We start from the raw sequence: 25,742 nt of genomic DNA, 5'->3' as shown, positions 1-25,742 counted from the left end.
CGTGGTCCGGTTGGGAAGGCGAAATGACGCTTGGTGCCATGCCTCTTCCGCCCGGTGCGCGCGGGAACCGCGCAGGGCGAGGCGATCAGGAGGGGGGCGAAGCCGATGCGTCGGGAGGTGATGCCTCACCGCGGCGTCAGGGCGTTGGTATAAAGCCGGGTCAGGAAGTCCAGCGCCCCGGCATGGGTGGACTCGGCCGGCTCCTGCAGCACGCCGCGGACCTGGACCTCGAAATCGGCGTAATGCTGGGTCGTCGCCCAGATCGAGAAGATCAGGTGGCGCGGATCGACCGGGGCCAGCTTGCCCGCCGCCATCCAGCCCTCGATCACCGCCGCCTTCTCGTCCACCAGATCGCGCAGATCGCCCTCGATCAGGTCGAGGATGCGCGGCGCGCCCTGCAGGATCTCGTTGGCGAACAACCGGCTTTCGCGCGGGTAATCGCGGCTCAGTTCCAGCTTGCGGCGGACATAGCCGAGGATTTCCGCCACCGGCTCGCCCGCCGGATCGAGCGCGCGCAGCGGGTCGAGCCAGGTATCCATCAGCCCGGCCAGCAGCTCGACATGCATCGCCTCCTTGGAGGGGAAGTAATAGAGCAGGTTGGGCTTGGACAGGCCCGCGACCTCGGCGATCTGGTCCAGCGTCGCGCCGCGGAAGCCGAATTGCGAGAACACCTCGAGCGCGGCATCCAGGATCGCCTGGCTGTTCTTGCGCTGGATGCGGGTGCGGGGGCGTGTCTCGTTCATCGGCGGCCTTCCATCATTTCATCTGCAACAGTCTTGCCGAAACCGGCCCGGGGAAAAAGCCCATTTGCACCTTTTGTCGCCAGCTGACGAATCCCCCTTGCCAAGTGATGGGCGATTTCCTTGACTGGCGCCGACGCTCTGCTAGCGTGATCCTGACCATCTGGTCAAATTATGAAATCTCCGCACCGGATGCGCCGCGGGGCGCCGGCCGGTCGCGGTCGTGTGAAGGAGAGCCCGATGGCCCTTGATCGCAAACCCGCCCCGAACGACCTCGATGCCTTCTGGATGCCCTTCACGGCGAACCGCCAGTTCAAGAAGGCGCCGCGCATGCTCGTCGGCGCCAAGGACATGTATTACACCTCGTCCGACGGGCGCCAGGTGCTGGACGGCACCGCCGGGCTGTGGTGCTGCAACGCCGGCCATTGCCGGCCCAAGATCACCGAGGCGATCCAGAAGCAGGCGGCCGAGCTCGACTACGCGCCGGCCTTCCAGATGGGCCACCCGCTCGCCTTCGAGCTGGCCAACCGGCTGGTCGACGTCGCGCCCAAGGGGATCGAGCACGTCTTCTACACCAACTCCGGCTCCGAGAGCGTCGAGACCGCGCTCAAGCTGGCGATCGCCTATCACCGCGCCCGCGGCGACGGCGCCCGCACCCGGTTGATCGGCCGCGAGCGCGGCTATCACGGCGTCAACTTCGGCGGCATCTCGGTCGGCGGCATCGTCAATAACCGCAAGATGTTCGGCAGCCTGCTGACCGGCGTCGACCACCTGCCGCATACCCATCTGCCCGAGCAGAACGCCTTCACCCGCGGCCAGCCGGAACATGGCGCCAACCTCGCCGACGAGCTGGAGCGGATCGTCGCCCTGCACGGCGCCGAGACCATCGCCGCGGTGATCGTCGAACCGATGGCGGGCTCGACCGGCGTGCTGCTGCCGCCGAAGGGCTATCTGCAGCGGCTGCGCGAGATCACCAAGAAGCACGGCATCCTGCTGATCTTCGACGAGGTCATCACCGGCTTCGGCCGCCTCGGCAGCAGCTTTGCGGCCGAGCATTTCGGCGTGTTGCCCGACATGATGACCACGGCCAAGGGCCTGACCAACGGCGTCATCCCGATGGGCGCGGTGCTGACCACGGGCGAGGTGCACGACGCCTTCATGCAGGGCCCCGAGCACATGATCGAGCTGTTCCACGGCTACACCTATTCCGGCAACCCGATCGCCGCCGCCGCCGGCATTGCGACGCTGGACACCTACAAGGAAGAAGGCCTGTTCGAGCGCGCCGCCGAGCTGGCGCCCTATTGGGAGGACGCGCTGCACGGGCTCAAGGGCCTGCCGCATGTGATCGACATCCGCAACATGGGCCTGATCGGCGCCGTCGAGCTGGAAGGCATCCCGGGCGAGCCGACCAAGCGCGCCTTCTCGGCCTTCCTCAAGGCCTACGAGAAGGGGATCATGATCCGGACGACGGGCGACATCATCGCCATGTCGCCGCCGCTGATCATCGACAAGGCCCAGATCGACCAGCTGATCGGCACCCTGGCCGACGTTCTGAAGACGCTGGACTGATGCGTCCCCAGGCCGTTGCCACGCTGCTGCACGAGGACGAGCGGGTGCGCGTCACCCGTTTCGACTTCGCGCCGGGGGCCGAGACCGGGTGGCATGTCCACGGCATGGAATATGTCATCACCACGGTGACCGATTGCAGCCTGCTGCTGGAATTGCCGGGCGGCGAGACCGCCCGCAGCGACATCCCCGCCGGCAGCGCCTACAGCCGGCCGATGGGGACCGAGCACAACGTCATCAACGGCGGCGACGCCCCGATGACCTTCGTCGAGGTGGAGTTGAAGGGGTAGGGGGCTCGGCCTCCCCCTGGTTCCATCCCTGACCATCTGTCTTGCCCGGCGTTTACGCCGGGCAGCGCCCGACCCGCCCCCCACCGGGGCGGGCGCTGTTGGCGGCGAAGGTGCAAAAAGCATGGCGCCGGGGCTTTGAAGAACGAAGCGCTCAGTTCTACCCCCGCCCCGGACGGGTCGGGCGCTGCCCTCATACTGGATGACGGGCGCGGTCGCCTAGATCGCCACTCCGATCCCGCGCAGGATGATTTCCTTCACGCTCGCCTTCGCCGCCTCCCATTGGGCGTCGTCCAGCGGCTTGCCGCCGTTCAGCGTCTCGATCTGGTGGCCGAAATCGGCGTAATGCTGGGTCGTCGCCCAGAGCATGTAGAGCAGGTGCTCGGGGTTGACCGGCGCCATCTTGCCCTCGGCGATCCAGCGTTCGATGACGGCGACGCGGCCCCGTGTCCACTCGGTCAGCGTCGTCTCGAGGTAGTCCTGGATCACCGGCGCGCCGTGCATCACCTCCGACGCCCAGACCTTGGAGCCGTTGGGATGGTGGCGCGAGATTTCCATCTTGGCGTCGATATAGGCGCCGATGCCCTCGGCCGGGCCGGCGGCCTCGTCCATCGCATCCGCCGCCCGCAGCCAGATCAGGAAGATGCGGTTGACGACCGAGCGGTAGAGCTCTTCCTTGGTGGCGAAGTAGTAGTGCAGGTTGGCCTTGGGCAGCCCGGCGACATCGGCGATCAGCTGCATCGTCGCTCCGCCGAATCCCGCTTCGGCGAAAACCGACTCGGCCGCCGTCAGAATCGTGCTTTCGGTTGCGCGTCGCGCCGCTTCGCGCCGCCCTTTTTTTGGGCGATTGATGGCTGTTTCGTCGCTCATGACCCCTGTCGCACCGAGAAAAACGTTGACCGAATGGTCAGAACGTGGCCTGCTGAGTTTGACCATATGGTCAGAATTGGTTTCGTCGCAAGAGGGCACAAGCCCCGACCGACAGGGAGAATGAAAGATGGCAGCACCTGGTGAGAACCTCAGGATCAATGGCGAACGGCTGTGGGACAGCCTGATGGAGATGGCCAAGATCGGCCCCGGCGTCGCCGGCGGCAACAACCGCCAGACCCTGACCGACGCCGATGCCGAGGGCCGCGCGCTGTTCCAGAAATGGTGCGAGGCGGCGGGCCTGACGATGGGCGTCGACACCATGGGCAACATGTTCGCCCGGCGCGAGGGCACCGATCCCGACGCGCTGCCGGTCTATGTCGGCAGCCACCTCGACACCCAGCCGACCGGCGGCAAATACGACGGCGTGCTGGGCGTGCTCGGCGGGCTCGAGATCGTCCGCACGCTGAACGACCTCGGCATCAAGACCAAACACCCGATCGTGGTCACCAACTGGACCAACGAGGAGGGCACCCGCTTCGCCCCGGCGATGCTGGCTTCCGGCGTCTTCGCCGGCATGCACACCCAGGACTGGGCCTATGACCGCGCCGATGCCGAGGGCAAGAAATTCGGCGACGAGCTGAAACGGATCGGCTGGGTCGGCGACGAGGAGGTCGGTGCGCGCAAGATGCACGCGATGTTCGAGCTGCATATCGAGCAGGGCCCGATCCTCGAGGCCGAGGGCAAGGATATCGGCGTCGTCACCCATGGCCAGGGTCTGAGCTGGACCCAGGTCACGGTGCACGGCAAGGACAGCCATACCGGCTCGACCCCGATGCCGATGCGCAAGAATGCCGGCCTCGGCATGGCGCGCATCCTCGAGCTGGTCGACGAGATCGCCTGGTCGCACAAGCCGCACGCGGTCGGCGCGGCGGGCCATATCGACGTCTACCCCAATTCGCGCAACGTCATCCCCGGCAAGGCGGTCTTCACCGTCGATTTCCGCTCGCCCGACCTGGCGGTGATCGAGGACATGGAGAAACGGCTGCGCGCGGGCGGGCAGAAGATCTGCGACGAGATGGGCCTGACCGTCGAGTTCGAGAAGGTCGGCGGCTTCGACCCGGTGGCCTTCGATGCCGGCTGCGTGACCGCGGTGCGCAACGCCGCCGAGCGGTTGGGCTATTCCCACATGAACATCATCTCGGGCGCCGGCCACGATGCCTGCTGGATCAACCGGGTGGCGCCGACGGCGATGGTGATGTGCCCCTGCGTCGACGGGCTGAGCCACAACGAGGCCGAGGAGATCAGCCCGGACTGGGCCCGCGCCGGGGCCGATGTGCTGTTCCATGCCGTGGTCGAAACCGCCGGCATCGTCGAGTAGGGTGGCGAGGCCGGGGGGCTGTCTGCCCCGTCGCCATCGTCTCTCGGACCGATGGCGCGACAATGACGATGCCCCCCGAGGATATTTTCGAGCAGAAAGTGGGGGCGGTGCGGGGCCCCGTGACGGAACAGGGAGACGGGTGATTGGGACGCATGGGCCGGGCCTTCGGGATCGTCGTGGTGTCGGGAATGATGGCGGGCTGCGCGCCGGGACCGGCGCCGCTGCCCTACATCTCGCCCAGGGCGCGGGCGGCGCTGCCGCCGGGCACCGACCTGCATGACGTCAAGCGCCGCGCCGACGGCTGCTATTTCATCCAGACCAAGGACGATCTTTCGGGCTATCTGACGCCCGTGACGGACACCGCCGGCAAGCTGATCTGCGACGACAGCTGACGCCGGCAACCAAGAACAGGGAGACGAACATGACCACAGTGATCAAGAACGGCACCGTCGTCACCGCCGATCTGAGCTACAAGGCGGATGTGCTGATCGAGGGCGGCCAGATCATCGAGATCGGCGCCGATCTGAAAGGCGACGAGGTGCTCGACGCCACCGGCTGCTACGTGATGCCGGGCGGGATCGACCCGCATACCCATCTCGAGATGCCCTTCATGGGCACCTACTCGACCGACGATTTCGAGAGCGGCACCCGCGCGGCGCTGGCCGGCGGCACGACGATGGTGGTCGATTTCGCCCTGCCCAGCCCGGGCCAGGGGCTGCTCGACGCGATCCAGATGTGGGACAACAAGTCGACCCGCGCCCATTGCGACTATTCCTTCCACATGGCGATCACCTGGTGGGGCGAGCAGGTCTTCAACGAGATGGAGACCGTGGTGCGCGAGCGCGGCATCAACACCTTCAAGCATTTCCTCGCCTACAAGGGCGCGCTGATGGTGAACGATGACGAGCTCTATGCCAGCTTCAGCCGCTGCGCCGAGCTGGGGGCGATCCCGCTGGTCCACGCCGAGAACGGCGATGTCGTGGCCGAGCTGTCGGCCAAGCTGCTGGCGGCGGGCAATACCGGGCCCGAGGCCCATGCCTACAGCCGGCCGCCGCAGGTCGAGGGCGAGGCGACCAACCGCGCAATCATGATCGCCGACATGGCCGGCGTGCCGCTCTATGTCGTGCATACCTCCTGCGAGGAGAGCCACGAGGCGATCCGGCGCGCCCGGCAGGCCGGCAAGCGGGTCTGGGGCGAGCCGCTGATCCAGCACCTGACGCTGGACGAGAGCGAGTATTTCGACAAGGACTGGGACCATGCCGCCCGCCGCGTCATGAGCCCGCCCTTCCGCAACAAGCAGCACCAGGACAGCCTCTGGGCCGGTCTGCAGGCGGGCAGCCTGAGCTGCGTCGCCACCGACCATTGCGCCTTCACCACCGAGCAGAAGCGTTACGGCGTCGGCGATTTCACCAAGATCCCGAACGGCACCGGCGGGCTCGAGGACCGGCTGCCGATGTTGTGGACCTATGGCGTCGGCACCGGCCGGCTGACCCCGAACGAGTTCGTTGCCGTCACCTCGACCAACATCGCCAAGATCCTCAACATCTATCCGAAGAAGGGCGCGGTGCTGGTCGGCGCCGATGCCGACCTGATCGTCTGGGACCCGGAGAAATCGAAGGTGATCAGCGCGGCGAGCCAGCAATCGGCGATCGATTACAACGTCTTCGAGGGCAAGGAGGTGAAGGGCCTGCCGCGCTTCACCCTGAGCCGCGGCAAGGTGGCCGTCTATGACGGCGAGATGCGCAGCGAGGAAGGCCACGGCAAGTTCGTCAAGCGCGAGCCCAACGGCTCGGTCAACCGCGCACTGTCGAGCTGGAAGGAACTGACGGCCCCGCGGCCGATCCAGCGGTCGGGCATCCCGGCGAGCGGGGTCTGAATGAAGGACACGGTGAATACCGCGCCGCCGGTGATCGCGGCGCAGGGGCTGGGGCTGACGTTCCAGACGAGCGACGGCCCCGTCCACGCGCTCAAGGACGTCAACCTGGAGATCGAGAAGGGCGACTTCGTCTCCTTCATCGGTCCCTCGGGTTGCGGCAAGACCACCTTCCTGCGCGCCATCGCGGCGCTGGAGCACCCGACCGAGGGCACGCTGCAGGTCAACGGCATGACCCCCGACGCGGCGCGCCAGGCGCGGGCCTATGGCTACGTGTTCCAGGCCGCCGGGCTCTACCCGTGGCGCACCATCGCCGGCAACATCAAGCTGCCCTTGGAGATCATGGGCTTTGCCCGGGCCGAGCAGAACGAACGGGTCGAGCGGGTGCTCGAACTGGTCGACCTGGCCGGCTTCGGCAAGAAGTTCCCGTGGCAGCTGTCCGGCGGCATGCAGCAGCGGGCCAGCATCGCCCGGGCGCTGGCCTTCGATGCCGAGATCCTGCTGATGGACGAACCGTTCGGCGCGCTCGACGAGATCGTGCGCGACCGGCTCAACGAGGAGCTGCTCAAGCTCTGGGGCCGGACCGGCAAGACCATCGGCTTCGTGACCCACTCGATCCCCGAGGCGGTGTATCTGTCGACCAAGATCGTGGTGATGAGCCCGCGGCCGGGGCGGATCACCGACGTGATCGAAAGCCCGCTGCCGAAGGAGCGGCCGCTCGACATCCGCGACAGTCGCGAATTCATCGAGGTCGCCCATCGCGTGCGCGAGGGGCTGAGAGCGGGGCACAGCTATGACGAATAATCGGCTGGTAGAGACGGCAAGGGGGCATGAGAACGGAGTTTTTTCCGGGGCATCAGCCCCGGATCGCGCCCGACCCGCCCCCATCATGCCGAAGGCGTGCTTCCAGCCCGACGGCGGGCGCGATGCGCCCACCCTCGGGCCGGGCGCGATCCTAGCTTCTGCGTTGTGCCATTGGGGCAAGAGACTTGCGGCGGCGCTGGCCGTCGCCGCGACCGTGGCACCGGGGGCGGGGCTTGCCTCCGGCTCCGCCTGCACCGGCAGGGCGGCGCAGCAGACCGGCAAGTTCCATGCCGCGGCGGTGGTGACCGGCGATGCCGACTGGAAGCAGGAATGGGCCAAGGGCGCCCATGCCGCGCCGCCCGCCTTCACCCCGGCGGCCGAGATGGCGCCGGGCGACAAGGCGCGGCTGCTGGTCTTTTTCTCCAACCCGCTGACCGACATGGGCGGGGCGCATGTCGATTGCGCCATCCGCGTCACCCGGCCCGGCGGCCAGGTCTCGGGCCTGCCGGCGCAACGCTGCTTCGACACCAAGCTGAGCGGGGAGGCGAGCGACTTCTACATGACCCGGTTGGGGGCCGATATCGCGGTCGACGACAAGTACCCGGTCGGGACCTGGCAGGTCGACGTGGTGCTGACCGACGTGCTGGCGCAGCGCACCGTGCCGCTGCATTTCTGCTATCATGTCGCGGACAAGCCGGGAGGGCAGGGATGAAGTCGGTTGCGCCCGTTCTCACCATCGTCGCCGCGATCATCGCGCTCTGGTATGCCGGCGCGGTCTGGATGAACTCGCAATGGGTTCTCGACCAGGCGGCGCGGGCGAAGAAGGAAGTCACCTTCACCCAGGTCGTCGGCGAGACCATGAACCAGAAACGCCCGGTGCTGCCGACGCCGCACCAGGTGGCCGAGGGGCTGTGGCAAGGCGTCTTCGGCCAGAAGATCACCTCGAAGCGCAGCCTGGTCTACCATGCCTGGGTGACGCTGTCGGCGACGCTGCTGGGCTTCGTCATCGGCACCGGGGCCGGGGTGCTGCTGGCGGTCGGCATCGTCCATAACCGGGCGATGGACATGTCGGTCATGCCCTGGGCGATCGCCAGCCAGACGATCCCGATCCTCGCCATCGCGCCGATGATCATCGTCGTGCTGGCCTCGATCGGCATCACCGGCATCCTGCCCAAGGCCTTCATCAGCGCCTATCTGAGCTTCTTCCCGGTCGTCGTCGGCATGGTGAAGGGGCTGCGCAGCCCCGACGGCATGCAGCTCGACCTGCTCAAGACCTACAGCGCGAGCCCGTCCCAGACCTTCTGGAAACTGCGCTGGCCCTCGTCGATGCCCTATTTCTTCACCTCGCTGAAGATCGGCGCGGCGGCGGCGCTGGTCGGCGCCATCGTCGGCGAGCTGCCGACCGGCGCGGTGGCGGGGCTGGGCGCGCGGCTGCTCTCGGGCAGCTATTACGGCCAGACCGTGCTGATCTGGTCGGCGCTGATCATGGCGGCGGTGGTCGCCGCGGTGATGGTCGGTGCCATCGGCGCGGTGCAGAAGGTGACGCTCAAGCGGATGGGGATGGCGCGATGATCTGGCTGCTTGTTGCCCTCGTGGCCTGGCTCGGCGGCTGGGCGCTGAACGTCAGGCTGTCGCACAGCCCGGCGGCCAATACCCGCGCCGTCGGCCTGCTGGTGCCGACGATCTTCGGCCTGACCCTGCTGCTGGTCTGGCAGGGGTTGGTGCGCGGGCTGAACGTGCCGATGGTGATCCTGCCGGCGCCGACCGACATCGCGGTGAAGATCGGCGCCAGCCTGCCGACGCTGTGGACCGACTTCCTGCAGACCTTCGTCAAGGGGGCGCTGTCGGGCTATGTCATCGGCTGCGGCGCGGCCTTCGTCACCGCGGTGCTGATCGACCGCTCGCCCTTCCTGCAGCGCGGGCTGCTGCCGATCGGCAATTTCGTCGCCGCGCTGCCGATCGTCGGTATCGCCCCGATCCTGGTGATGTGGTTCGGCTTCGACTGGCAGTCGAAGGCGGCGGTGGTGGTCGCGATGGTGTTCTTCCCGGTGCTGGTCAATACCGTCGAGGGGCTGAACGCCACGGACAAGATGCAGCGCGACCTGATGGCGACCTACTCGGCCAGCTATGGCCAGACCCTGGCCAAGCTGCGCCTGCCCGCCGCCATGCCCTTCGTTTTCAACGGGCTTAAAATCGCGACAACGCTGGCGCTTATCGGGGCGATCGTGGCGGAATTCTTCGGCTCGCCGATCAAGGGCATGGGGTTTCGCATCTCGACCGAGGTCGGGCGGCTGTCGCTTGATATGGTCTGGGCCGAGATCACCGTGGCGGCGTTGGCTGGCAGCGCGTTCTATGGAATTGTGGCGATGATCGAGAAGGCAGTGACCTTCTGGCATCCGTCGCAACGCTCACGCGCCTGAAGGCGCGGGCAATAACCCAAGGCCGGGGCAAGAATCCCGGTCACAACCCGGAGGTACGCAATGAAGAAACTGATGGTGGGCGCGATTGGCGCGCTGATGATGGCGGGGGCGGCCCAGGCCGCCGACAGCGTGACGCTGCAGCTGAAATGGGTCACCCAGGCCCAGTTCGCCGGCTACTATGTCGCGCTCGACAAGGGCTTCTACAAGGACGAGGGGCTGGACGTCACGATCAAGCCGGGCGGCCCCGACATCGCGCCCGAGCAGGTGATCGCCGGCGGCGGCGCCGATGTCATCGTCGACTGGATGGCCGCGGCGCTGGCGGCGCGCGAAAAGGGCCTGCCGCTGGTCAACATCGCCCAGCCGTTCAAGCATGGCGGGCTCGAGCTGACCTGCCTGAAGGAAACCGGCATCAACTCGCCCAAGGACTTCCCGGGCCACACCCTGGGCGTCTGGTTCTACGGCAACGAATACCCGTTCTACGCCTGGATGGCCAAGCTGGGCATCCCGACCGAGGGCGGGCCGGACGGCGTCACCGTGCTCAAGCAGGGCTTCAACGTCGATCCGCTGCTGCAGAAGCAGGCCGACTGCATCTCGGTCATGACCTATAACGAATACGGTCAGGTGCTCGATGCCGGCATCACGCCGGATCAGCTTGTCACCTTCAACTACCTGAAGGAAGGCGTCGGCATGCTCGAGGACGGGCTCTATGTCATGCAGGACAAGCTCAAGGATCCGAAGTTCAAGGACGAGATGGTGCGCTTCGTGCGGGCCAGCATGAAGGGCTGGAAATATGCCGAGGCCCATCCGGACGAGGCCGCCCAGATCGTCATCGACAACGATGCCAGCGGCGCCCAGACGCTCGACCACCAGAAATACATGATGAAAGAGGTGGCCAAGCTGACCGCGGGCTCGAACGGGGCGCTCGACCCGGCCGATTACGAGGAGACGGTGAACACGCTGCTCTCGGCGGTGTCGAAGGAGAACCCGGCGATCACCAAGAAGCCGGAAGGGGCCTGGACCCACGAGATCACCGACCTGGCGCTCAAGTAAGCCGGATCGCATGGCAAAGACGGCGCGGCTCCCTTCTGGGGGCCGCGTTTTTCTTTGCCCTCGCCCGGGGGCGTTTCAGGCTCCAGCCGTGGCGGGGGCAAGATCGCCCGATCGGCGCGCAAGACGCACAGGGCGGGGGCCGACCCGCGGGCAGACGCTTGCCCCGCCTGGGCGTTGATCCGCGTCAAGGCCGGGCTTGCAACCCCGTGCCAACGTTATCGGGCCGGACGACGGCGGCCGGGGCGAACGGGAAGGAGACGGGGATGAGTGGAATTGCGTTGCGCGGCGTGATGGTCGCGATGGTTCTGGCGGGGGCGCTGGCCGCCTGCACCCAGCCGATGAAGGATGACGGCCAGTGCGAGCCCGGCGTGTCGGATATCAGCAAGGTCGGCACCACCCTGCCCAATCCGAACTGCTGACGCCGAGGGCGGGGCGATCCTGCACGCCCCGCCTAGTAGGGGTTCTTCGGGCTGCGATCCTCGGATAGCGATTGCTGGCTGCGCTCGACCAGCAGTTCGATGGCGTCGGCGAGGTGCTGTTCCTGGATGTTGTAGTCGCCGCGGGCGACGCGCAGCCGGTGCGCCTCGATCATGACGTCGGCATGGGCGTAGCCGCGCGGCGGCTCGAAGCGGTAGCAGGCCAGTTCGATCAGCAGGCCGAGCGGGTCGGTGAAATAGATCGAATCCATGAAGCCCCGGTCCTTGGGACCGGAATGGCGGATGCCGCGGGCGTCGAGCCGTTTCGCCACCTGGCGGAAGGTGGCGAGGCTGACGGCGAAGGCGAGGTGATGGACGCAGCCCGGATCGGTCGGCGTGCGGTCATGCACCGGCTTGCGGTCCTCGTTGGTGAAGACGGTGATCAGGCGGCCGTCGCCCGGGTCGAAATAGAGATGCCCCTCGCGCGGGTTGTCGAGATTGGGCTGGTCGAAGACGAAGGGCATGCCCAGCACGCCCTCCCAGAAATCGATCGAGCTCTGCCGGTCGGCGCCGGTCAGCGTGATGTGGTGCACCCCCTGGGTCTGCAGCTTGCGCATCGCCTCCTCCCTGTCCTTTGCCGGGCAACATAGCACGGCTGGCGGTGATTTCCCGTCCAAATCCTATCCGCCGATAGCGGCTGTAAAGTGCTGCAAATCGCTCTTAAAATCCTTGTGCATCGGCAGTTTGCCTGTCAATTTATTTACACCGATATAGGAGAAGCCTCGTGGCGAGATCGGCCCTTGCGGGCAGCCGGATACGCGAGCGGCGGACGCTGGCGGGCATCAAGCAGGCCGACCTGGCCCGCGAGGCGGGGATCTCGGCCTCCTATCTCAACCTGATCGAGCATAACCGGCGCAATGTCGGCGCCGCCCTGCTGCGCCGCATCGCCGAGGCGCTGGGGGTCGATCCGGCGGCGCTGACCGAAGGCGTCGGGGCGGCGCTGCTGGACGGGCTGCGCGAGGCGGCGACGGCGGCGGCCCCGGCCGAACGGCGGACGCCCGACCTGCCGGAACTCGAGCGGATCGAGGAATTCGTCGGCCGCTTTCCGGGCTGGGCCGGGCTGTTGGCGGCACTGCAGGGCCGGGTGGCGCATCTGGAGCGCACGGTCGAGACGCTGAGCGACCGGATGGCGCATGACCCTTACCTCTCGGCCTCGCTGCACGAGGTGCTGTCGGCGGTGACCTCGGTGCGCTCGACCGCCGCGATCCTGGCCGAGACCGAGGATATCGAGCCCGAATGGCGCGCCCGCTTCCACCGCAACCTGCACGACGATTCCGTGCGCCTGGCCGAGGGGGCGGAATCGCTGGTCGCCTATCTCGACGGCACGATGACCGAGGAAACCGGGCTGGCGGCGCCGCAGGAGGAACTGGAGGCCTGGCTGGGCGCGCGCGGCTACCATGTCGCGGAACTGGAGCGGGCGAGCGCGCCCGAGCCCGAGAGCCTGATCGCCGAGGCGCCCGAGCTGGCTTCGACAGCGGCGCGCAAGCTGGCGACGGCCTGGCTGCGGCGCTACCTTGCCGATGCCCACGCCCTGCCGCTGGACAGGTTTCGCCCGGCGGCCGAGGAGATGGGCTACGATCCCGGCCGGCTGGCGCAACAGTTCGGCGCCGATCTCGGGGCGGTGTTCCGGCGGCTGGCCAGCCTGCCGGACGTGGCCGGGCGCGGCACGATCGGCCTTGTCGCCTGCGACGGCTCGGGCACCTTGGTCTTCCGCAAGGCGACCGAGGGGTTCGCCCTGCCGCGCTTCGGCTCGGCCTGTCCGCTCTGGCCGCTCTACCAGGCGCTGTCGCGGCCGATGACACCGATAAGGGCGCTGGTCGAGATGGGCGGGCGCGGCCGGCGGCGGTTCCTGACCTATGCCATCTGCCAGCCGCGCCATCCCGGCGGTTTCGACGGCCCGCAGGTGCTCGAGGCGCAGATGCTGGTGCTGCCCGAGACGGCGGTGCCGGGGGGCGGCGACGGGCCGGTGCTGGCGGTCGGCACCAGCTGCCGCATCTGCCCGCGCGGCGGCTGCGCGGCGCGGCGCGAGCCGTCGATCCTGGCCGAGGAATTCTGAGGCCGGCACGGGGGCGAGGGGGCGGGGCGCCTCCGGCGGGAGTATTGGGGCAAAGAAGAAGGGGGGGCTGGCCCTCCGGTGGTGCTTGAGGGGGCGGAGCGAGCTTGGCTCGGAGATCGCGCGGGAACTGCGCCGGGCGGGGCGGCCTGAACTCCCCCCGCCATCGCGCTGCGGCGCCGGGGATTTTGACAGCCGGCGGCTTTGGCGTGATAGTCACGGCAGGAGGCCGGCGCCTGCGCCGGGAATGACAGGGGGGACGCATCGGATGGACAAGCATGTCCTTCTGATCGAGGACGAGCCGAATATCATCGAGGCGATCCGCTTCATCCTGACGCGGGATGGCTGGCAGGTGACGACCCATGATAGCGGCGAGGATGCGATGGCGGTGCTGCGCGCGGCGGCGCCCGATGTCGTGGTGCTGGACGTGATGCTGCCCGGGCGCTCGGGCTTCGAGGTGCTGCAGGAGCTGCGCGCCGATCCGGCCTACGAGAAGCTGCCGGTGCTGATGCTGACCGCGAAGGGCCAGGAACGGGACCGCGAGCTGGCCGAACGCTACGGCGCCAGCCGCTTCATGACCAAGCCCTTCGCCAATACCGAGATCCTCGCCTCGATGCGCGATCTGGTGGGGCTGTGAAGGAGGCACCACGCCAGCCGCTTTTCCTGGCCCGGCAGAGCTATCGCCGGCGGCGGCTGATGGACGCGGCGCGGCTGTTGCCGATCCTCGGCGCCTGCCTGTTCCTGCTGCCGATCCTGTGGGCGCCGCAGCCGGGAGAGGCGCCGCGCTCGACCGCGCATGACGGTATCTACCTGTTCATCGCCTGGGCCGGGCTGATCCTGGCCGCGGTGCCGATGGCGCGGGCGCTGGCGCCCGAGGCCGAGGGCGCCGGGCTGCCCGAGACCGGGCCCGCCGCCGGCCCCGTTGCCGGGCCGCCGCCGACCCTGGCCGAACCGGGCCTTTCCGATCCTGGCCCTTCCGATCCGGGCCTTTCCAATCCGGGGGCGGGGCAGGAGCCGCGCGGATGATCCCCTTCAACCTGCTGGTCCTGACCTGCCTGGCCTATGTCATTTTCCTGTTCCTCGTCGCCTTCGCGGTCGAGCGGCGGGCGGCGGCGGGCGGCATCGGCTGGCTGCGCTCGCCGGCGGTCTACACCCTGTCGCTGTCGATCTACTGCACCGCGTGGACCTTCTACGGCGCGGTCGGCTACGCCGCGCGCTCGGGGCTGGAATTCGCCACCATCTACCTTGGCCCGACCATCGTCTTCATCGGCTGGTGGGGGCTGCTGCGCAAGCTGGTGCGGATCGGCAAGACCCAGCGCATCACCTCGATCGCCGACCTGATCTCGTCGCGCTACGGCAAGTCGAACCTGCTCGGCGTCGTCGTCACCGTGATCGCGGTGGTCGCCGCCACCCCCTATATCGCGCTGCAGCTGCAATCGGTGACGCTGAGCTTCGGCGCCTTCGCCACCGCGGCGCCGGAGGGCTGGGCGGTGCCCGGCCGCGACGTCACCGCGCTCTGGGTGGCGGCGGGGCTGGCGATATTCACCGTGTTCTTCGGCACCCGCAACCTCGACGCCAACGAGCAGCACCAGGGCGTCGTCACCGCGATCGCGGTCGAGGCGATCGTCAAGCTGGTGGCGCTGCTGACGGTCGGCATCTTCGTCGTCTGGGGCATCGCCGACGGGCCGGCCGACATCGTCGCCCGGATCCAGGCCTCGCCGCTGGCCCATTGGGACCTGCGGCCCGGGCGCTGGGCCGGGCTGACCTTCCTCGCTGGCGCCGCCGTCATCACCCTGCCGCGGATGTTCCAGGTGCTGGTGGTCGAGAATTCCGACGAGCGCCACCTCGCCACCGCCTCCTGGGCCTTCCCGCTCTACCTCTTCGCGATGAGCCTGTTCGTGGTGCCGATCGCCGTCGTCGGGCTCGACCTGCTGCCGGCGGGGTCGAACCCGGACCTGTTCGTGCTGACGCTGCCCTTGTCCTTCGACCGTGGCTGGCTGGCGATGCTGGCCTTCCTCGGCGGCTTTTCCTCGGCCACGGCGATGGTGATCGTGGCGGCGATCGCGCTGGCGACGATGGTGTCGAACCATATCGTCATGCCGCTGTGGCTGTCGCTGCGGGCGCCGGGCGCGACCCAGTCGGGCGACGTCCGGGCGCTGGTGCTGCTGGCGCGGCGGCTGTCGATCGCCGGGGTACTGGCGCTGGGCTATGCCTATTACCGCTTTACCGGCGGCGGCGAGGCGCTGGCGGCGATCGGGTTGATCAGCTTCGTCGGCGCCGCCCAGGTGCTGCCGGCGATGCTGGGGGCGATCTACTGGCGCGGCGCGGCGCGGGTGGGCGCGGCGGCGGGCATGTGCGCGGGCTTCGCGGTCTGGCTCTACACCCTGTTCCTGCCCAGCTTCGGCACCCATGGCCTGCTGTCGCCCGAGCTGATGACGCAGGGCCCGTTCGGCATCGGCTGGCTGCGGCCCCATGCCCTGTTCGGCATCACCGGCATGGACCCGCTGCTGCACGCGCTGGTCTGGTCGCTCAGCGCCAATACGCTCGCCTTCTGCATCGGCTCGCTGCTGACCTTCCCGGCCCCGGTCGAGCGGCTGCAGGGGGCGCAGTTCGTCAACGCCTTCGAGCAGGGCGGCGGCGCCCGCGGCTGGGCCCGCGGGCTGGCCGAGGCCGAGGACCTGCTGGTCATGGCGCAGCGGATCATGGGCGGCGAGGCGGCGCAGGCGATGTTCCTGGCCGAGGCGCGGACCCAGGGCAAGGCGGGTTTCCTGCCCGACACGACGCCGGAATTCATCGAGCGGCTGGAGCGCCGGCTGTCGGGATCGGTCGGCGCGGCGACGGCGCATGCGATGGTGGCCCAGATCGTCGGCGGCGCCGCGGTCTCGGTCGAGGACCTGATGGCGGTGGCCAACGAGACGGCGCAGATCATGGAATATTCCAGCCAGCTCGAGGCCAAGTCCGAGGAACTGGCCCGCACCGCCCGCGCCCTGCGCGAGGCCAATGACAAGCTGACCCAGCTCTCGGTCCAGAAGGACGCCTTCCTGAGCCAGATCAGCCACGAACTGCGCACGCCGATGACCTCGATCCGGGCCTTCTCCGAGATCCTGATGGAAGGCGACATGCCGGCCGAGCTGCGCGAGAAATACGGCGGCATCATCCATGACGAGGCGATCCGGCTGACCCGGCTGCTCGACGACCTGCTCGATCTCAGCGTGCTCGAAAACGGCCAGGTGACGCTGAATACCGGCCCGGCCAACCTGCGCGAGCTGATCGACCGGGCGCTGGCGGCGGCGGGCATCGCCGGGGCGCGGCGCGACTGGGTCATCGAGCGCGACCGGACCGCCGAGGCCGTCGCGGTGACCACCGATGCCGACCGGCTGGCGCAGGTCTTCATCAACCTGGTCAGCAACGCCCGCAAGTATTGCGACGCGCCGGCGCCGAAACTGCGCATCGCGGTGCGCAGGCACGGCGACCGGGTCGACGTCGACTTCATCGACAACGGCGCCGGCATCGCCAAGCCCGACCAGGCCATCATCTTCGAGAAATTCGCCCGGCTGAGCGACCAGAGCCGTGCCGGCGGCGCCGGGCTCGGCCTCGCCATCTGCCGCGAGATCATGTCCAAGCTGGGCGGCTCGATCGCCTATCTGCCGGGCCAGGGCGGCGGCGCCTTCCGGGTCAGCTTCCCGCGCGAACTGGCACAGGCGGCGTGAAGGCGGCGGGGATATTCAATGCTCGGAAGCAACGCAGGCGCGCTTTGCGTTCTTTCTGCTCATAAATATCCCGGGGGTCGCCGTTGGGGCGCCATTGGTCCGAGCGACAATGGCGACGGGGCAGCGCCCCCGGCCTTGGCGGCGCCCCCGGCCTTGGCGGCGGCTCAGCCCTTGCGGGCGGCCAGCGCCTCGATCTGGTCGCGCCAGATCTCCATGTTGTAGCCGTAGCGCGCCGGGGCGGCGACGATGTCGTCGGTCGGCAGCTCGCCCGCCTTGTCCAGGGCCCAGACGATCGACGAGCGGTTGCCGGAGGCGCAATAGGCCAGCACCGGACCCTCGGACTGGCGCAGCGCCTTGCCCTGGGCCTCGACATTCTCCATCGTCAGCGCCCCGCCGACGACGGGGTTGTCGACGAAGGTCATCCCGGCCGCCTCGACCGCGGCACGGATCGCGGCGGCCTGTTTCTCGGGCGGGTTCTCGCCATCGGGCCGGTTGCAGATCACGGTGGTGAAGCCCGCCTCCCTGATCCGGGCGGCGTCCTCGGGCGCGATCTGGGGCGAGACGGCGTAGTCGTGGCTGATCTGGCGGATTTCCATGCTGCTCCTCATGCTGGAACGAGTCGGTCGAGCCGGGCGCGCAGGCCGGGAGCCATCATCATACCCGCTGCCATGGCGATGAGAAAGACCACCCCGCCGAGGCCGCCGAAGCTGAGCGCGGCGAGCGACGGGCCGGGGCAGAGCCCGGCCAGGCCCCAGCCGGCGCCGAAGAGCAGCGAGCCGAGGACCAGGTTGCGGTCGATCCTGGGCGGTGCGGGCTGCGGCATCGGCGTGCCCAGCACGGATTTGGCGCGGCGGGCGGCGACCCGCCAGGCGATCGCCATCGGGATGATCGCCCCGCCCATGACGAAGGCGAGCGTCGGGTCCCAGGCGCCGAAGACGTCGAGCCAGCCCTGGACCTTGGTGGTGTCGACCATGCCCGAGACCAGGAGTCCGGCGCCGAACAGGCCGCCGGCGATGAAGGCGTAGAGGTTGCGATGCATCAGATCACCCCCAGGATATGCCGGAACAGGATGATCGAGAGCCCGCCGCCGAGGATGTAGAAGGTCGTCGCGATGATGCCGCGCATCGACAGCCGCGAGATGCCGCAGACGCCGTGGCCCGAGGTGCAGCCATTGGCCAGCCTGGTGCCGATGCCGACCAGCAGCCCGGCGGCGACCACGGCGGCCATGTTCGGCGTGATATGGGTGTCGACCACGCGGTAGAGCGGCACCAGCAGCGGCGGGATCGCCACCAGCCCGGCGATGAAGGCCAGCCGCTCGGGCGCGGTCTGCCAGCCGGAGCGGTCGATGAGGCCGCCGACGATGCCCGAGGCGCCCATGATCCGGCCGTTCACCAGCAGGTATAGCGCGGCGGCGCTGCCGATCAGCAGCCCCCCGATGAAGCCCCAGACCCAATCCTGTTCGATCATCTCCCTGATCCCTCTCTCCCTGTCTTCCGTCCCGGTCGGCGGCCGTGCCTATGGCACGAACCGACCGGGCCGGCCACCGCCAAGTGGCCCGTCGCGCAGCGTTTTTCAGATTGTGCGCCGCCTTGTTCGCGTCGTTGGCGCACCGCTGGTCCGTTGGCAAGGTGGCCGATACCTCCCCCGGCGGGTCACCTCGGTTCACGGATACTCGCAAGATAGTGACAAGAATCATGATATATCAAGTTATGAATGCTTCATTTGCGGGACTCTGCCGAAGCCCTGGCCGGAATGCCGCAATTGCCGGCAGGCGCGGGCGGTTGACCTGCGTCAAGGATGCGCATGCCCGGCAGGCCTAGGATGGCTTAGTCTTGGGAGGCAGAGATGACGCCGATCGAAGTCAGAAAAGCGCAGATGGAAGCCCGGCTGGCCGACCTCAAGGCGCGGATGGAAACCATCGACAGCGAGCTCGACTCGCACCAGTCGAAGGACTGGGAGGAGCTTGCGACCGAGCGCGAGGAGGAAGAGGTGCTCGAGGGCATGGGCCATGCCGCCAAGGCCGAGATCCGGATGATCGAGGCCGCGCTGCAGCGCATCGAGGAAGGTGAGTACGGCTATTGCGTCACCTGCGGCAGCGAGATCGGCGAAGAGCGTCTCGACGTGCTGCCCTATACCCCGTTTTGCAAGAACTGCGCCCCGTGAGGGCGAAATCCGCCGCGCCCCGGCGCGGCAAGGAGGAAAGATGACACGCGCACCGAAACCGGAAACCGACCGCCGCGAAGACGATCTGGCGGTGCCGGAGGGCCCGGCGCTGCAACTGCTCCTTGACGAGATGACGGCCCTGTCGCGCATCCTGCCGCCGCGCGACGTGCCCGGCGCCGATGCCGACGAGGACGAGGTCGAGGCGGTCTTCGACAACATGCCGGTCTGAATGCCGCTCTGGCGGCGCGATCGGGGCGACGGAGCCGAGCCGCGGGCCCGAGCGTCGGGTCCGTCGGCGCGCGGCTGCCGGGGATAGGTGCCGGGGATTGCCATTCGGCGCCCGATTCTTCTTAATACCGGCAAGGGTTTGACGGTATCAGGAAGGGGCGTGAGATGGCGCAGGCGGTCGGCTGGACGGTTCGCGACGGCGTGGCGGTGGTGAGTGTCGACAATCCTCCGGTCAACGCGCTGGGCCACGCGGTGCGCCGCGGTCTCGTCGATGCCATCGCGGTGGCCGAGGCCGACAGCCGGGTGCGCGCGGTGGTCATCGCCGCCGCCGGCCGCACCTTTCCCGCCGGTGCCGATATCCGCGAATTCGGCAAACCGCCCGAGGACCCGTGGCTGCCCGAAGTCTGCGACCGGATCGAGGCCTGCAGCAAGCCGGTGATCGCGGCGCTGCACGGCACCGCGCTGGGCGGCGGCTTCGAGGTCGCGCTGGCCGCCCATTACCGCATCGCGCTGGCAAGCGCCCGCGTCGGCCTGCCCGAGGTCACGCTGGGCATCCTGCCAGGCGCCGGCGGCACCCAGCGCACGCCGCGGCTGATCGGCGCCGAGCAGGCGCTGCGGCTGATGCTGACCGGCAAGCCGATCGGGGCCGCCGAGGCGATGGCGATGGGGCTGATCGACGGCGTCGTCGAGGACGACCTGCTGGAACAGGCGGTGGCGCTGGCGGTGATGCTGGCCGACGAGGGCAAGGGCCCGCGCCCGACCCGCGACCGCCGCGACGGGATGCGCGATCCGGTCGCCTACGAGGCCGCGATCAAGGCGGCCCGCGACGGGCTGAAGGCGCCGCGGCTGCCGGCGCCGGGGCGGATCATCGATTGCGTCGAGGCGGCGCTGCTCCTGCCCTTCGACAACGGCCTCGCCTTCGAACGCGCCGCCTTCGAGGATTGCGTCACCTCGCCCGAATCCGCCGGCCTGCGCCATGCCTTCTTCGCCGAGCGGCGGGCGGCCAAGATCCCCGAGGCCAAGGAGACGCCACGCCCGGTCGGCCATGCCGGGGTGATCGGCGGCGGGCTGATGGGGGCCGGCATCGCCCATGTCCTGCTCGGCGCCGGGCTGCGGGTGACGCTGATCGAGCGCGACCGCGACGCGCTGGCCGGCGGGCTGCAGCGGGTCGCGGTGATGGAGGAACAGGCCATCGCCCGCGGCAAGATGACCGAGAAGGAGCGCGACGCCCAATGGGCGCGGCTGTTCGGCGCCCTCGATGTCGGCGCCCTTGCCGAGGCCGACCTCGTGATCGAGGCGGTCTACGAGGACGAGGCGCTCAAGGCCGGCATCTTCCGCGAGCTCGACCGGGTGATGCGGCCGGGCGCGGTGCTGGCGACCAATACCTCCTATCTCGACATCGACCAGTTGGCGCGGGTGACCAGCCGTCCGGCCGACGTGATCGGCCTGCATTTCTTCTCGCCGGTGCCGGCGATGAAACTGCTGGAGGTCGTGGTCGGTGCGCAGACCGCGCCCGACGTGGTGGCGACCGGCTTCGAACTGGCGAAACAGCTGGGCAAGGTGGCGGTGCGCGCCGGGGTCTGCGACGGCTTCATCGGCAACCGCATCCTCACCGCCTATCGCACGGCGGCGGATTTCCTGCTCGAGGACGGCGCCACGCCCTACCAGGTCGACGCCGCGATGCGGGCCTTCGGCTTCCCGCTCGGGCCCTACCAGGTGCTCGACATGACCGGGCTCGACATCTCCTGGGCCCGGCGCCAGCGGCTGGCCGGGACCCGCGACCCGCGGGCGCGCTATGTCGCCATCGGCGACCGGCTGTGCGAGGCGGGCTGGTTCGGCCGCAAGTCCGGGCGCGGCTATTACCGCTACGACGCCGCCGGCTCGGCCAGCGAGGACCCCGAGGTGCTGGCCCTGATCGCGGCCGAGCGCGAGGCCAAGGGCATCGTCGCCCGCACCATCGGCGACGACGAGATCCGCGACCGCTGCCTCTGCGCCATGGTCAACGAGGGCGCGCGCCTCCTCGGTGAGGGGATCGCGCTGCGGCCCTCCGACATCGACGTGGTGATGCTGGCCGGCTACGGCTACCCGCGCTGGCGCGGCGGGCCGATGCAGACGGCCGACCAGCGCGGTATGCTGCAGATCCGCAACCTGCTGGCGGATTATGTCGGCGAGGACCCGATCTTCTGGGCCCCGGCGGCGATCTTCGAGGAGATGATCAAGTACGGCCGCAAGTTCTCGGACATGGACGAGGGATAGGGCGCGGTATCCCGACGGCGGGGGCGGACGGCGCGGGTGGACGCTCCGCGGGGAGTATTTCGGCAAAGAAGAAGCCGTGGCGCAGGCGATGGCGGGGAAGCGGGCCGCTTCTGCCGCGGACTTCTCCGCCCGGTGCGCGCTTGAAGCGCGCTTGAAACGCCTTGCTCACGCCACCCGTCGGCCGCTCGGCGCGCGGCGTCTCAGCTCAGCACGATGCCGGTGACGACGGCCATCAGCCCGAGCGCCGAGACCGCGAGCGCGCCCATGTTCCAGACCACGATCTGCTGCAGCCGGGCGCGCATCGCGGCGTCGTCCAACCCGGCCCGGCGGGCCTTGAAGGTCTCCAGGATGCACCACAGCAGCCCGGCCACGCCGGCCAGCGTCAGCGCCGCCCCGATCCAGATCAGAAGCTCCATCATGCATCCTTCCCGTTGCTCCGGCCCCGGGTAGCCGAGCGCGGCGGTTCTGGCAAGGCTTCGCCGCCGCGGCACGAAGCGGCACCGCGCGAGGCGCGGGACGCTTGAACCGCGGCGGGGGGGCGGCTAGGGAAAGAGCGGAACTCCGGATCAGAGGCAGATATGAGCGACCCCGTAAGCGACGCCCAGTACAACGTCACCGCCGAGGAACTGCGCCAGTTCATCGAGCAATACGAACATCTCGAGGCCGAGAAGAAGGACATCACCGAGCAGCAGAAAGAGGTGATGGCCGAGGCCAAGGGGCGCGGCTACGACACCAAGGTGATGCGCAAGGTCATCGCCCTGCGCAAGCGCGACGCCGACGACGTCGCCGAGGAAGAGGCGGTGCTCGAGATGTACAAGTCGGCCCTCGGGATGAGCTGAGGCCGGTCGACGGCACGGGCCGTCACGGCCGAGGGGCTGCCTGCCCCGCCGCCATTGCGCCTGGGAAATGGCGCTACAGGACAGGGCGAGGGGCCGTCTGCCCCTCGCGCTCCCCGAGGATATTTCAGAGCAGAAAGTGAGGGCGGCCGGCGCTGGCCCGGACGCCTCTAGGGCTCGATCACGGTGACGCCGGGCATCTGGCCCAGCTTGACCACGTCGTTCTCGTAGAGATCGGTGAGGCCGTCGACGTAATCGGCATCCCAGCCGGGCAGGTCGAGCTCGACCTCCATCTCGTCTTCGAGCGCGTATTTGTCGAGGAAGGCGGCGGTGATGCGGCGGCGCTGGGCCACGGTCAGCGTCGGATTGGCGTCGAGATAGTCCGCCAGCCGCTGCAGCCCCTCCTCGGACATGATCGGGACCAGGTTGTCCATCGTGCCGGCCAGCTGCGCTTTCGGATCGTGGCCCGAGACCGCCTGCAGCACCTCGGGCCAGATCAGCGGCGTGTCCTCGTCGCACCACAGCGTCACCGGCACCTCGGGCAGGGCGGCGCGGATGCGGCCGACCATCTCGGACCAGCGCAGCTTGTGCGGCGCGATCCCGGCCATGAACTCCTCGTAGCTGCGCTCCTTCTCGCGCGCGAAGAGGGCGGGGATGAAGGTGGCCGGGTTGCGGATCGCGAAATGGAACTCGAACCGGTGGTCGGGAAACAGCCGGGTCATCCACTGCACCCTCTCGTCGGCCATCGGGTAGAGCGCGCCCTCGCCCAGGACCCGGTCGCGCTTGCACAGGAAGGACTGGTTCGAGAAGATCACCCGCTCGGCCTCGTCCTCGTCCATCACCGCGTCGAGGATGGTTTCCTGGGTCTCGTGGCTGACGGCGGTGCCGCGGGTGGCGTTCATCGTGTCGCGCAGCACCGGGCGGTAGCGATCGGGGTCGGGGACGACGATGTTTTCCTGGGCCAGCAGCCCGGCATTCCGGCGCAGGTTGGCGACGAGGCGGCCTTCGTCGGTGCAATGCAGGCCGAGGTGGTAGATGATCTTCATGGGTCTCCGGCCCGTGCTCGGGCGCTGTTCCGTCGGGGCCGACTATACGAGCTTTTCTGGACAGTTAAACCGCTTTCCTGTAGGCGGGAAGATGATGGTCGAGCAAAATGGTCAAGTTTATGGCGCGCGCTGGCGCGGGCGGCTGCGGGCGGACCCGTGGTCGCTGGGCGCGGTGGTGATCGCGGCGCTGGTGCTGGCGCCGGTCCTGGCCGTGGTGGCGATGGCGCTGCGGCCGGCGGGGAATATCTGGCCGCATCTGCTGGCCACCACCCTGCCGCGCTACATGGAGAACACGCTGCTGCTGATGGCCGGGGTCGGGGTGCTGACGGCGGCGGTCGGCGCCGGGGCGGCCTGGCTGGTCAGCATGTACCGCTTCCCGCTGTCGCGGCTGCTGGATTACGCGCTGCTTCTGCCCCTGGCGGTGCCGGCCTATGTCGGCGCCTATGCCCTGGTCGATTTCCTCGAATATGCCGGGCCGGTGCAGGCGGGACTGCGCGCGGCGATGGGCTGGAGTTCGCCGCGCGACTACTGGTTTCCCGAGATCCGTTCGCGCTGGGCCGCCGTCGTGGTGCTGTCGGCGGCGCTCTATCCTTACGTCTACCTGCTGGCGCGCAGCGCCTTCCGCGAGCAGTCGGGCGCGGCCTACGAGGTCGCGCGGGCGCTGGGCACCGGGCCCGTTGGCCTGTTCCGTCGGGTCGGGCTGCCGCTGGCGCGGCCGGCGATCGCGGTCGGCGTGGCGCTGGCGATGATGGAGACCGTCAACGATTTCGGCGTCGTCGACTATTTCGGCGTCCAGACCCTGACCACCGGCATCTTCTCGACCTGGCTGTCGGGCAACAATGCCGGCGGCGCGGCCCAGCTGGCCTGCGTCATCCTGGTCTTGATCTTCGGGCTGGTCTGGATCGAGCGGCTGAGCCGGCGCAACCTGCGCTTCTACCAGATGGCGCGCCATGCCAGGCCGGTGGTGCCGCTGCGGCTGAGCGGCTGGCAGGGCTGGGCGGCGACGGCGGCCTGCCTGCTGCCGCTGCTGCTGGGCTTCGTGCTGCCGGTGGCGGTGATGGCGCTGCACGCGCTCGACAATCCCGGCGGCTGGGTTGCCCGCGGGCTGGGCCGGGCGCTGATCAACACCCTGACCGTGGCCGGGACCGCCTCGGTCGTGACCGTGGCGGCGGCGCTGTTCCTGGTCTACGGCGTCCGGCTGAGCGGGCGGCTGGTGCCGCGGCTGATGCTGCCGGCGACGACGATCGGCTATGCCGCGCCCGGCGCGGTGCTGGCGGTCGGCATCCTGATCCCGATGGCCGGCTTCGACAACGCCTTCGCCGACATGGTGCTGCGGCTGACCGGCTACGATCCCGGCCTGATCGTCACCGGCTCGGCCGCGGCCATCGTCATCGCCTATTGCGTGCGCTTCTTCGGCATCGCCCAGGGCGCCATCGACAGCGCCTTCGGCCGGGTCTCGCCCAGCCTGCCGATGGCGGCGCGGTCGCTGGGCCGGACGGCGGGCGGCGCGCTGCGGGCGGTCTACCTGCCGCTGATGCGCGGCTCGGTCGGCACGGCGTTGCTGCTGGTCTTCGTCGACGGGGTCAAGGAATTGCCTGCGACGCTGCTCTTGCGGCCGTTCAACTTCGCCACCCTGGCGACGCGGGTGCAGGAGAAGGCGAGCCTCGAGAACCTGGGCGACGCCTCGCCGGCGGCGATTCTGGTGATGCTGGTCGGGCTGGTCGCGGTGGTGCTGCTGGCGCGGGCCAACCGGCCGGGGGCGATCGCCAAGCCGTGAGGAAGGTGGGCGGGTGGTGGTGGATGGCACCGCTACGGGTGCTTTGCGGGCCTTCTCCGTCCTTGAGTGCAACGTGAGCAGGGCGGGCGCCTGCCCGTGGGGTGGCGCTTGCAACTGCCGAACTTTGCGCTTTATGTCAGCCAAGCCCCTCCGCAATATGAGCATTGCGCGCGGTTGGCCAAAGCGCCAGCCCGCCGGGACGGGCAGGC

28 protein-coding genes are annotated in these 25,742 nt (G+C 68.9%); 20 read left to right on the top strand and 8 right to left on the bottom strand.

The window, feature by feature from the left end:
* Nucleotides 1–125 precede the first annotated feature (125 nt).
* A complete protein-coding gene (gene rutR / locus ACFOES_RS11650) occupies nt 126–743 on the bottom strand; it encodes an HTH-type transcriptional regulator RutR (protein ID WP_377833445.1) in 618 nt (205 codons plus the stop codon).
* Between the two features lie 237 nt (nt 744–980).
* On the opposite strand from rutR, the gene ACFOES_RS11645 reads away from it, so the two are divergent.
* Together ACFOES_RS11645 and ACFOES_RS11640 are read left to right on the top strand one after the other, a co-directional pair.
* Nucleotides 981–2,309, top strand: coding sequence for an aspartate aminotransferase family protein (locus ACFOES_RS11645; protein WP_377833444.1), 1,329 nt, complete (start codon nt 981–983; stop codon nt 2,307–2,309).
* Nucleotides 2,309–2,596, top strand: coding sequence for a cupin domain-containing protein (locus ACFOES_RS11640; RefSeq protein WP_377833443.1), 288 nt, complete (start codon nt 2,309–2,311; stop codon nt 2,594–2,596). Before ACFOES_RS11645 ends, ACFOES_RS11640 begins: the two co-directional genes overlap by 1 nt.
* A 216-nt stretch (nt 2,597–2,812) precedes the next feature.
* Here the strand turns inward: ACFOES_RS11640 and ACFOES_RS11635 are convergent, their stop codons facing one another.
* Nucleotides 2,813–3,463 carry a TetR family transcriptional regulator C-terminal domain-containing protein gene (locus ACFOES_RS11635; protein ID WP_377833442.1) on the bottom strand — a complete coding sequence of 217 codons (651 nt, stop codon included), beginning with the start codon at nt 3,461–3,463 and terminating at the stop codon, nt 2,813–2,815.
* 127 nt (nt 3,464–3,590) lie between these two features.
* Here ACFOES_RS11635 and ACFOES_RS11630 point away from each other — a divergent pair, with 127 nt between their 5' ends.
* The 9 genes from ACFOES_RS11630 (at nt 3,591) to ACFOES_RS11590 (ending at nt 11,407) form a co-directional block, all read left to right on the top strand.
* Nucleotides 3,591–4,841, top strand: a complete 1,251-nt coding sequence (locus tag ACFOES_RS11630; protein ID WP_377833441.1) for a Zn-dependent hydrolase — start codon at nt 3,591–3,593, stop codon at nt 4,839–4,841.
* 143 nt (nt 4,842–4,984) lie between these two features.
* A complete protein-coding gene (locus tag ACFOES_RS11625; protein ID WP_377833440.1) occupies nt 4,985–5,233 on the top strand; it encodes a hypothetical protein in 249 nt (82 codons plus the stop codon).
* 29 nt (nt 5,234–5,262) lie between these two features.
* Nucleotides 5,263–6,717 carry a dihydropyrimidinase gene (hydA, locus tag ACFOES_RS11620; RefSeq protein ID WP_377833439.1) on the top strand — a complete coding sequence of 485 codons (1,455 nt, stop codon included), beginning with the start codon at nt 5,263–5,265 and terminating at the stop codon, nt 6,715–6,717.
* Nucleotides 6,718–7,518 (top strand): ABC transporter ATP-binding protein, encoded by an 801-nt coding sequence (locus ACFOES_RS11615; protein WP_377833438.1) that lies wholly within the window; start codon nt 6,718–6,720, stop codon nt 7,516–7,518. It abuts the gene before it with no gap.
* Between the two features lie 85 nt (nt 7,519–7,603).
* Complete coding sequence (locus ACFOES_RS11610) at nt 7,604–8,230, top strand: hypothetical protein (RefSeq protein WP_377833437.1); 627 nt, start codon at nt 7,604–7,606, stop codon at nt 8,228–8,230.
* The gene (locus tag ACFOES_RS11605) at nt 8,227–9,090 is read left to right on the top strand and encodes an ABC transporter permease (protein WP_377833436.1); all 864 of its coding nucleotides are present in this window, start codon (nt 8,227–8,229) and stop codon (nt 9,088–9,090) included. The genes ACFOES_RS11610 and ACFOES_RS11605 overlap by 4 nt, the downstream gene beginning before the upstream one ends.
* Entirely contained in the window at nt 9,087–9,938 is an 852-nt protein-coding gene (locus tag ACFOES_RS11600) for an ABC transporter permease (RefSeq protein ID WP_377833435.1), read from the top strand. The genes ACFOES_RS11605 and ACFOES_RS11600 overlap by 4 nt, the downstream gene beginning before the upstream one ends.
* Nucleotides 9,939–9,998: 60 nt before the next feature.
* The gene (locus ACFOES_RS11595; protein ID WP_377833434.1) at nt 9,999–10,988 is read left to right on the top strand and encodes an ABC transporter substrate-binding protein; all 990 of its coding nucleotides are present in this window, start codon (nt 9,999–10,001) and stop codon (nt 10,986–10,988) included.
* Between the two features lie 263 nt (nt 10,989–11,251).
* Nucleotides 11,252–11,407, top strand: coding sequence for a hypothetical protein (locus ACFOES_RS11590; RefSeq protein WP_377833433.1), 156 nt, complete (start codon nt 11,252–11,254; stop codon nt 11,405–11,407).
* 32 nt (nt 11,408–11,439) lie between these two features.
* Here ACFOES_RS11590 and ACFOES_RS11585 read toward each other — a convergent pair whose 3' ends face one another.
* Nucleotides 11,440–12,021, bottom strand: coding sequence for a VOC family protein (locus tag ACFOES_RS11585; protein ID WP_377833432.1), 582 nt, complete (start codon nt 12,019–12,021; stop codon nt 11,440–11,442).
* Nucleotides 12,022–12,188: 167 nt separating this feature from the next.
* On the opposite strand from ACFOES_RS11585, the gene ACFOES_RS11580 reads away from it, so the two are divergent.
* The 4 genes from ACFOES_RS11580 to ACFOES_RS11565 all read left to right on the top strand — a co-directional run bounded on the left by ACFOES_RS11580 (nt 12,189) and on the right by ACFOES_RS11565 (nt 17,227).
* Complete coding sequence (locus ACFOES_RS11580; RefSeq protein ID WP_377833431.1) at nt 12,189–13,520, top strand: helix-turn-helix domain-containing protein; 1,332 nt, start codon at nt 12,189–12,191, stop codon at nt 13,518–13,520.
* 265 nt (nt 13,521–13,785) lie between these two features.
* Nucleotides 13,786–14,154: a response regulator transcription factor gene (locus ACFOES_RS11575; RefSeq protein ID WP_377833430.1), complete on the top strand. Its 369-nt coding sequence runs from the start codon at nt 13,786–13,788 to the stop codon at nt 14,152–14,154.
* Complete coding sequence (locus ACFOES_RS11570) at nt 14,151–14,543, top strand: hypothetical protein (RefSeq protein WP_377833429.1); 393 nt, start codon at nt 14,151–14,153, stop codon at nt 14,541–14,543. The genes ACFOES_RS11575 and ACFOES_RS11570 overlap by 4 nt, the downstream gene beginning before the upstream one ends.
* Complete coding sequence (locus ACFOES_RS11565) at nt 14,540–17,227, top strand: ATP-binding protein (protein WP_377833428.1); 2,688 nt, start codon at nt 14,540–14,542, stop codon at nt 17,225–17,227. Before ACFOES_RS11570 ends, ACFOES_RS11565 begins: the two co-directional genes overlap by 4 nt.
* A gap of 164 nt (nt 17,228–17,391) precedes the next feature.
* Here ACFOES_RS11565 and ACFOES_RS11560 read toward each other — a convergent pair whose 3' ends face one another.
* The 3 genes from ACFOES_RS11560 to ACFOES_RS11550 are packed head-to-tail and all read right to left on the bottom strand — an operon-like array spanning nt 17,392 to nt 18,691.
* Nucleotides 17,392–17,823: a TIGR01244 family sulfur transferase gene (locus ACFOES_RS11560; protein WP_377833427.1), complete on the bottom strand. Its 432-nt coding sequence runs from the start codon at nt 17,821–17,823 to the stop codon at nt 17,392–17,394.
* Between the two features lie 8 nt (nt 17,824–17,831).
* The gene (locus tag ACFOES_RS11555; RefSeq protein ID WP_377833426.1) at nt 17,832–18,266 is read right to left on the bottom strand and encodes a DUF6691 family protein; all 435 of its coding nucleotides are present in this window, start codon (nt 18,264–18,266) and stop codon (nt 17,832–17,834) included.
* Nucleotides 18,266–18,691 (bottom strand): YeeE/YedE family protein, encoded by a 426-nt coding sequence (locus ACFOES_RS11550; RefSeq protein ID WP_377833562.1) that lies wholly within the window; start codon nt 18,689–18,691, stop codon nt 18,266–18,268. The genes ACFOES_RS11555 and ACFOES_RS11550 overlap by 1 nt, the downstream gene beginning before the upstream one ends.
* Nucleotides 18,692–19,072: 381 nt before the next feature.
* On the opposite strand from ACFOES_RS11550, the gene ACFOES_RS11545 reads away from it, so the two are divergent.
* From ACFOES_RS11545 to ACFOES_RS11535, 3 genes are all read left to right on the top strand, one after another.
* Nucleotides 19,073–19,390, top strand: a complete 318-nt coding sequence (locus tag ACFOES_RS11545) for a TraR/DksA family transcriptional regulator (protein WP_377833425.1) — start codon at nt 19,073–19,075, stop codon at nt 19,388–19,390.
* A 40-nt stretch (nt 19,391–19,430) separates the two neighbouring features.
* Nucleotides 19,431–19,619 carry a hypothetical protein gene (locus ACFOES_RS11540; RefSeq protein ID WP_377833424.1) on the top strand — a complete coding sequence of 63 codons (189 nt, stop codon included), beginning with the start codon at nt 19,431–19,433 and terminating at the stop codon, nt 19,617–19,619.
* A gap of 164 nt (nt 19,620–19,783) precedes the next feature.
* The gene (locus ACFOES_RS11535) at nt 19,784–21,874 is read left to right on the top strand and encodes a 3-hydroxyacyl-CoA dehydrogenase NAD-binding domain-containing protein (RefSeq protein ID WP_377833423.1); all 2,091 of its coding nucleotides are present in this window, start codon (nt 19,784–19,786) and stop codon (nt 21,872–21,874) included.
* Between the two features lie 200 nt (nt 21,875–22,074).
* Here the strand turns inward: ACFOES_RS11535 and ACFOES_RS11530 are convergent, their stop codons facing one another.
* Complete coding sequence (locus ACFOES_RS11530) at nt 22,075–22,293, bottom strand: hypothetical protein (protein ID WP_377833422.1); 219 nt, start codon at nt 22,291–22,293, stop codon at nt 22,075–22,077.
* A gap of 159 nt (nt 22,294–22,452) precedes the next feature.
* On the opposite strand from ACFOES_RS11530, the gene ACFOES_RS11525 reads away from it, so the two are divergent.
* Nucleotides 22,453–22,713, top strand: coding sequence for a DUF2312 domain-containing protein (locus ACFOES_RS11525; protein WP_377833421.1), 261 nt, complete (start codon nt 22,453–22,455; stop codon nt 22,711–22,713).
* A gap of 167 nt (nt 22,714–22,880) precedes the next feature.
* Here ACFOES_RS11525 and ACFOES_RS11520 read toward each other — a convergent pair whose 3' ends face one another.
* Nucleotides 22,881–23,756, bottom strand: coding sequence for a hypothetical protein (locus ACFOES_RS11520; RefSeq protein ID WP_377833420.1), 876 nt, complete (start codon nt 23,754–23,756; stop codon nt 22,881–22,883).
* Nucleotides 23,757–23,850: 94 nt separating this feature from the next.
* Here ACFOES_RS11520 and ACFOES_RS11515 point away from each other — a divergent pair, with 94 nt between their 5' ends.
* Complete coding sequence (locus ACFOES_RS11515) at nt 23,851–25,533, top strand: ABC transporter permease (protein WP_377833419.1); 1,683 nt, start codon at nt 23,851–23,853, stop codon at nt 25,531–25,533.
* The last annotated feature ends 209 nt before the right edge of the window (nt 25,534–25,742 follow it).

Origin of the sequence: Acidimangrovimonas pyrenivorans (genome assembly GCF_042643245.1) — a bacterium.
Taxonomy (GTDB): Bacteria; Pseudomonadota; Alphaproteobacteria; order Rhodobacterales; family Rhodobacteraceae; genus Acidimangrovimonas; species Acidimangrovimonas pyrenivorans.
The sequence above is the reverse complement of the archived record's forward strand: the minus strand, read 5'-3'. Positions and strand labels throughout refer to the sequence as shown.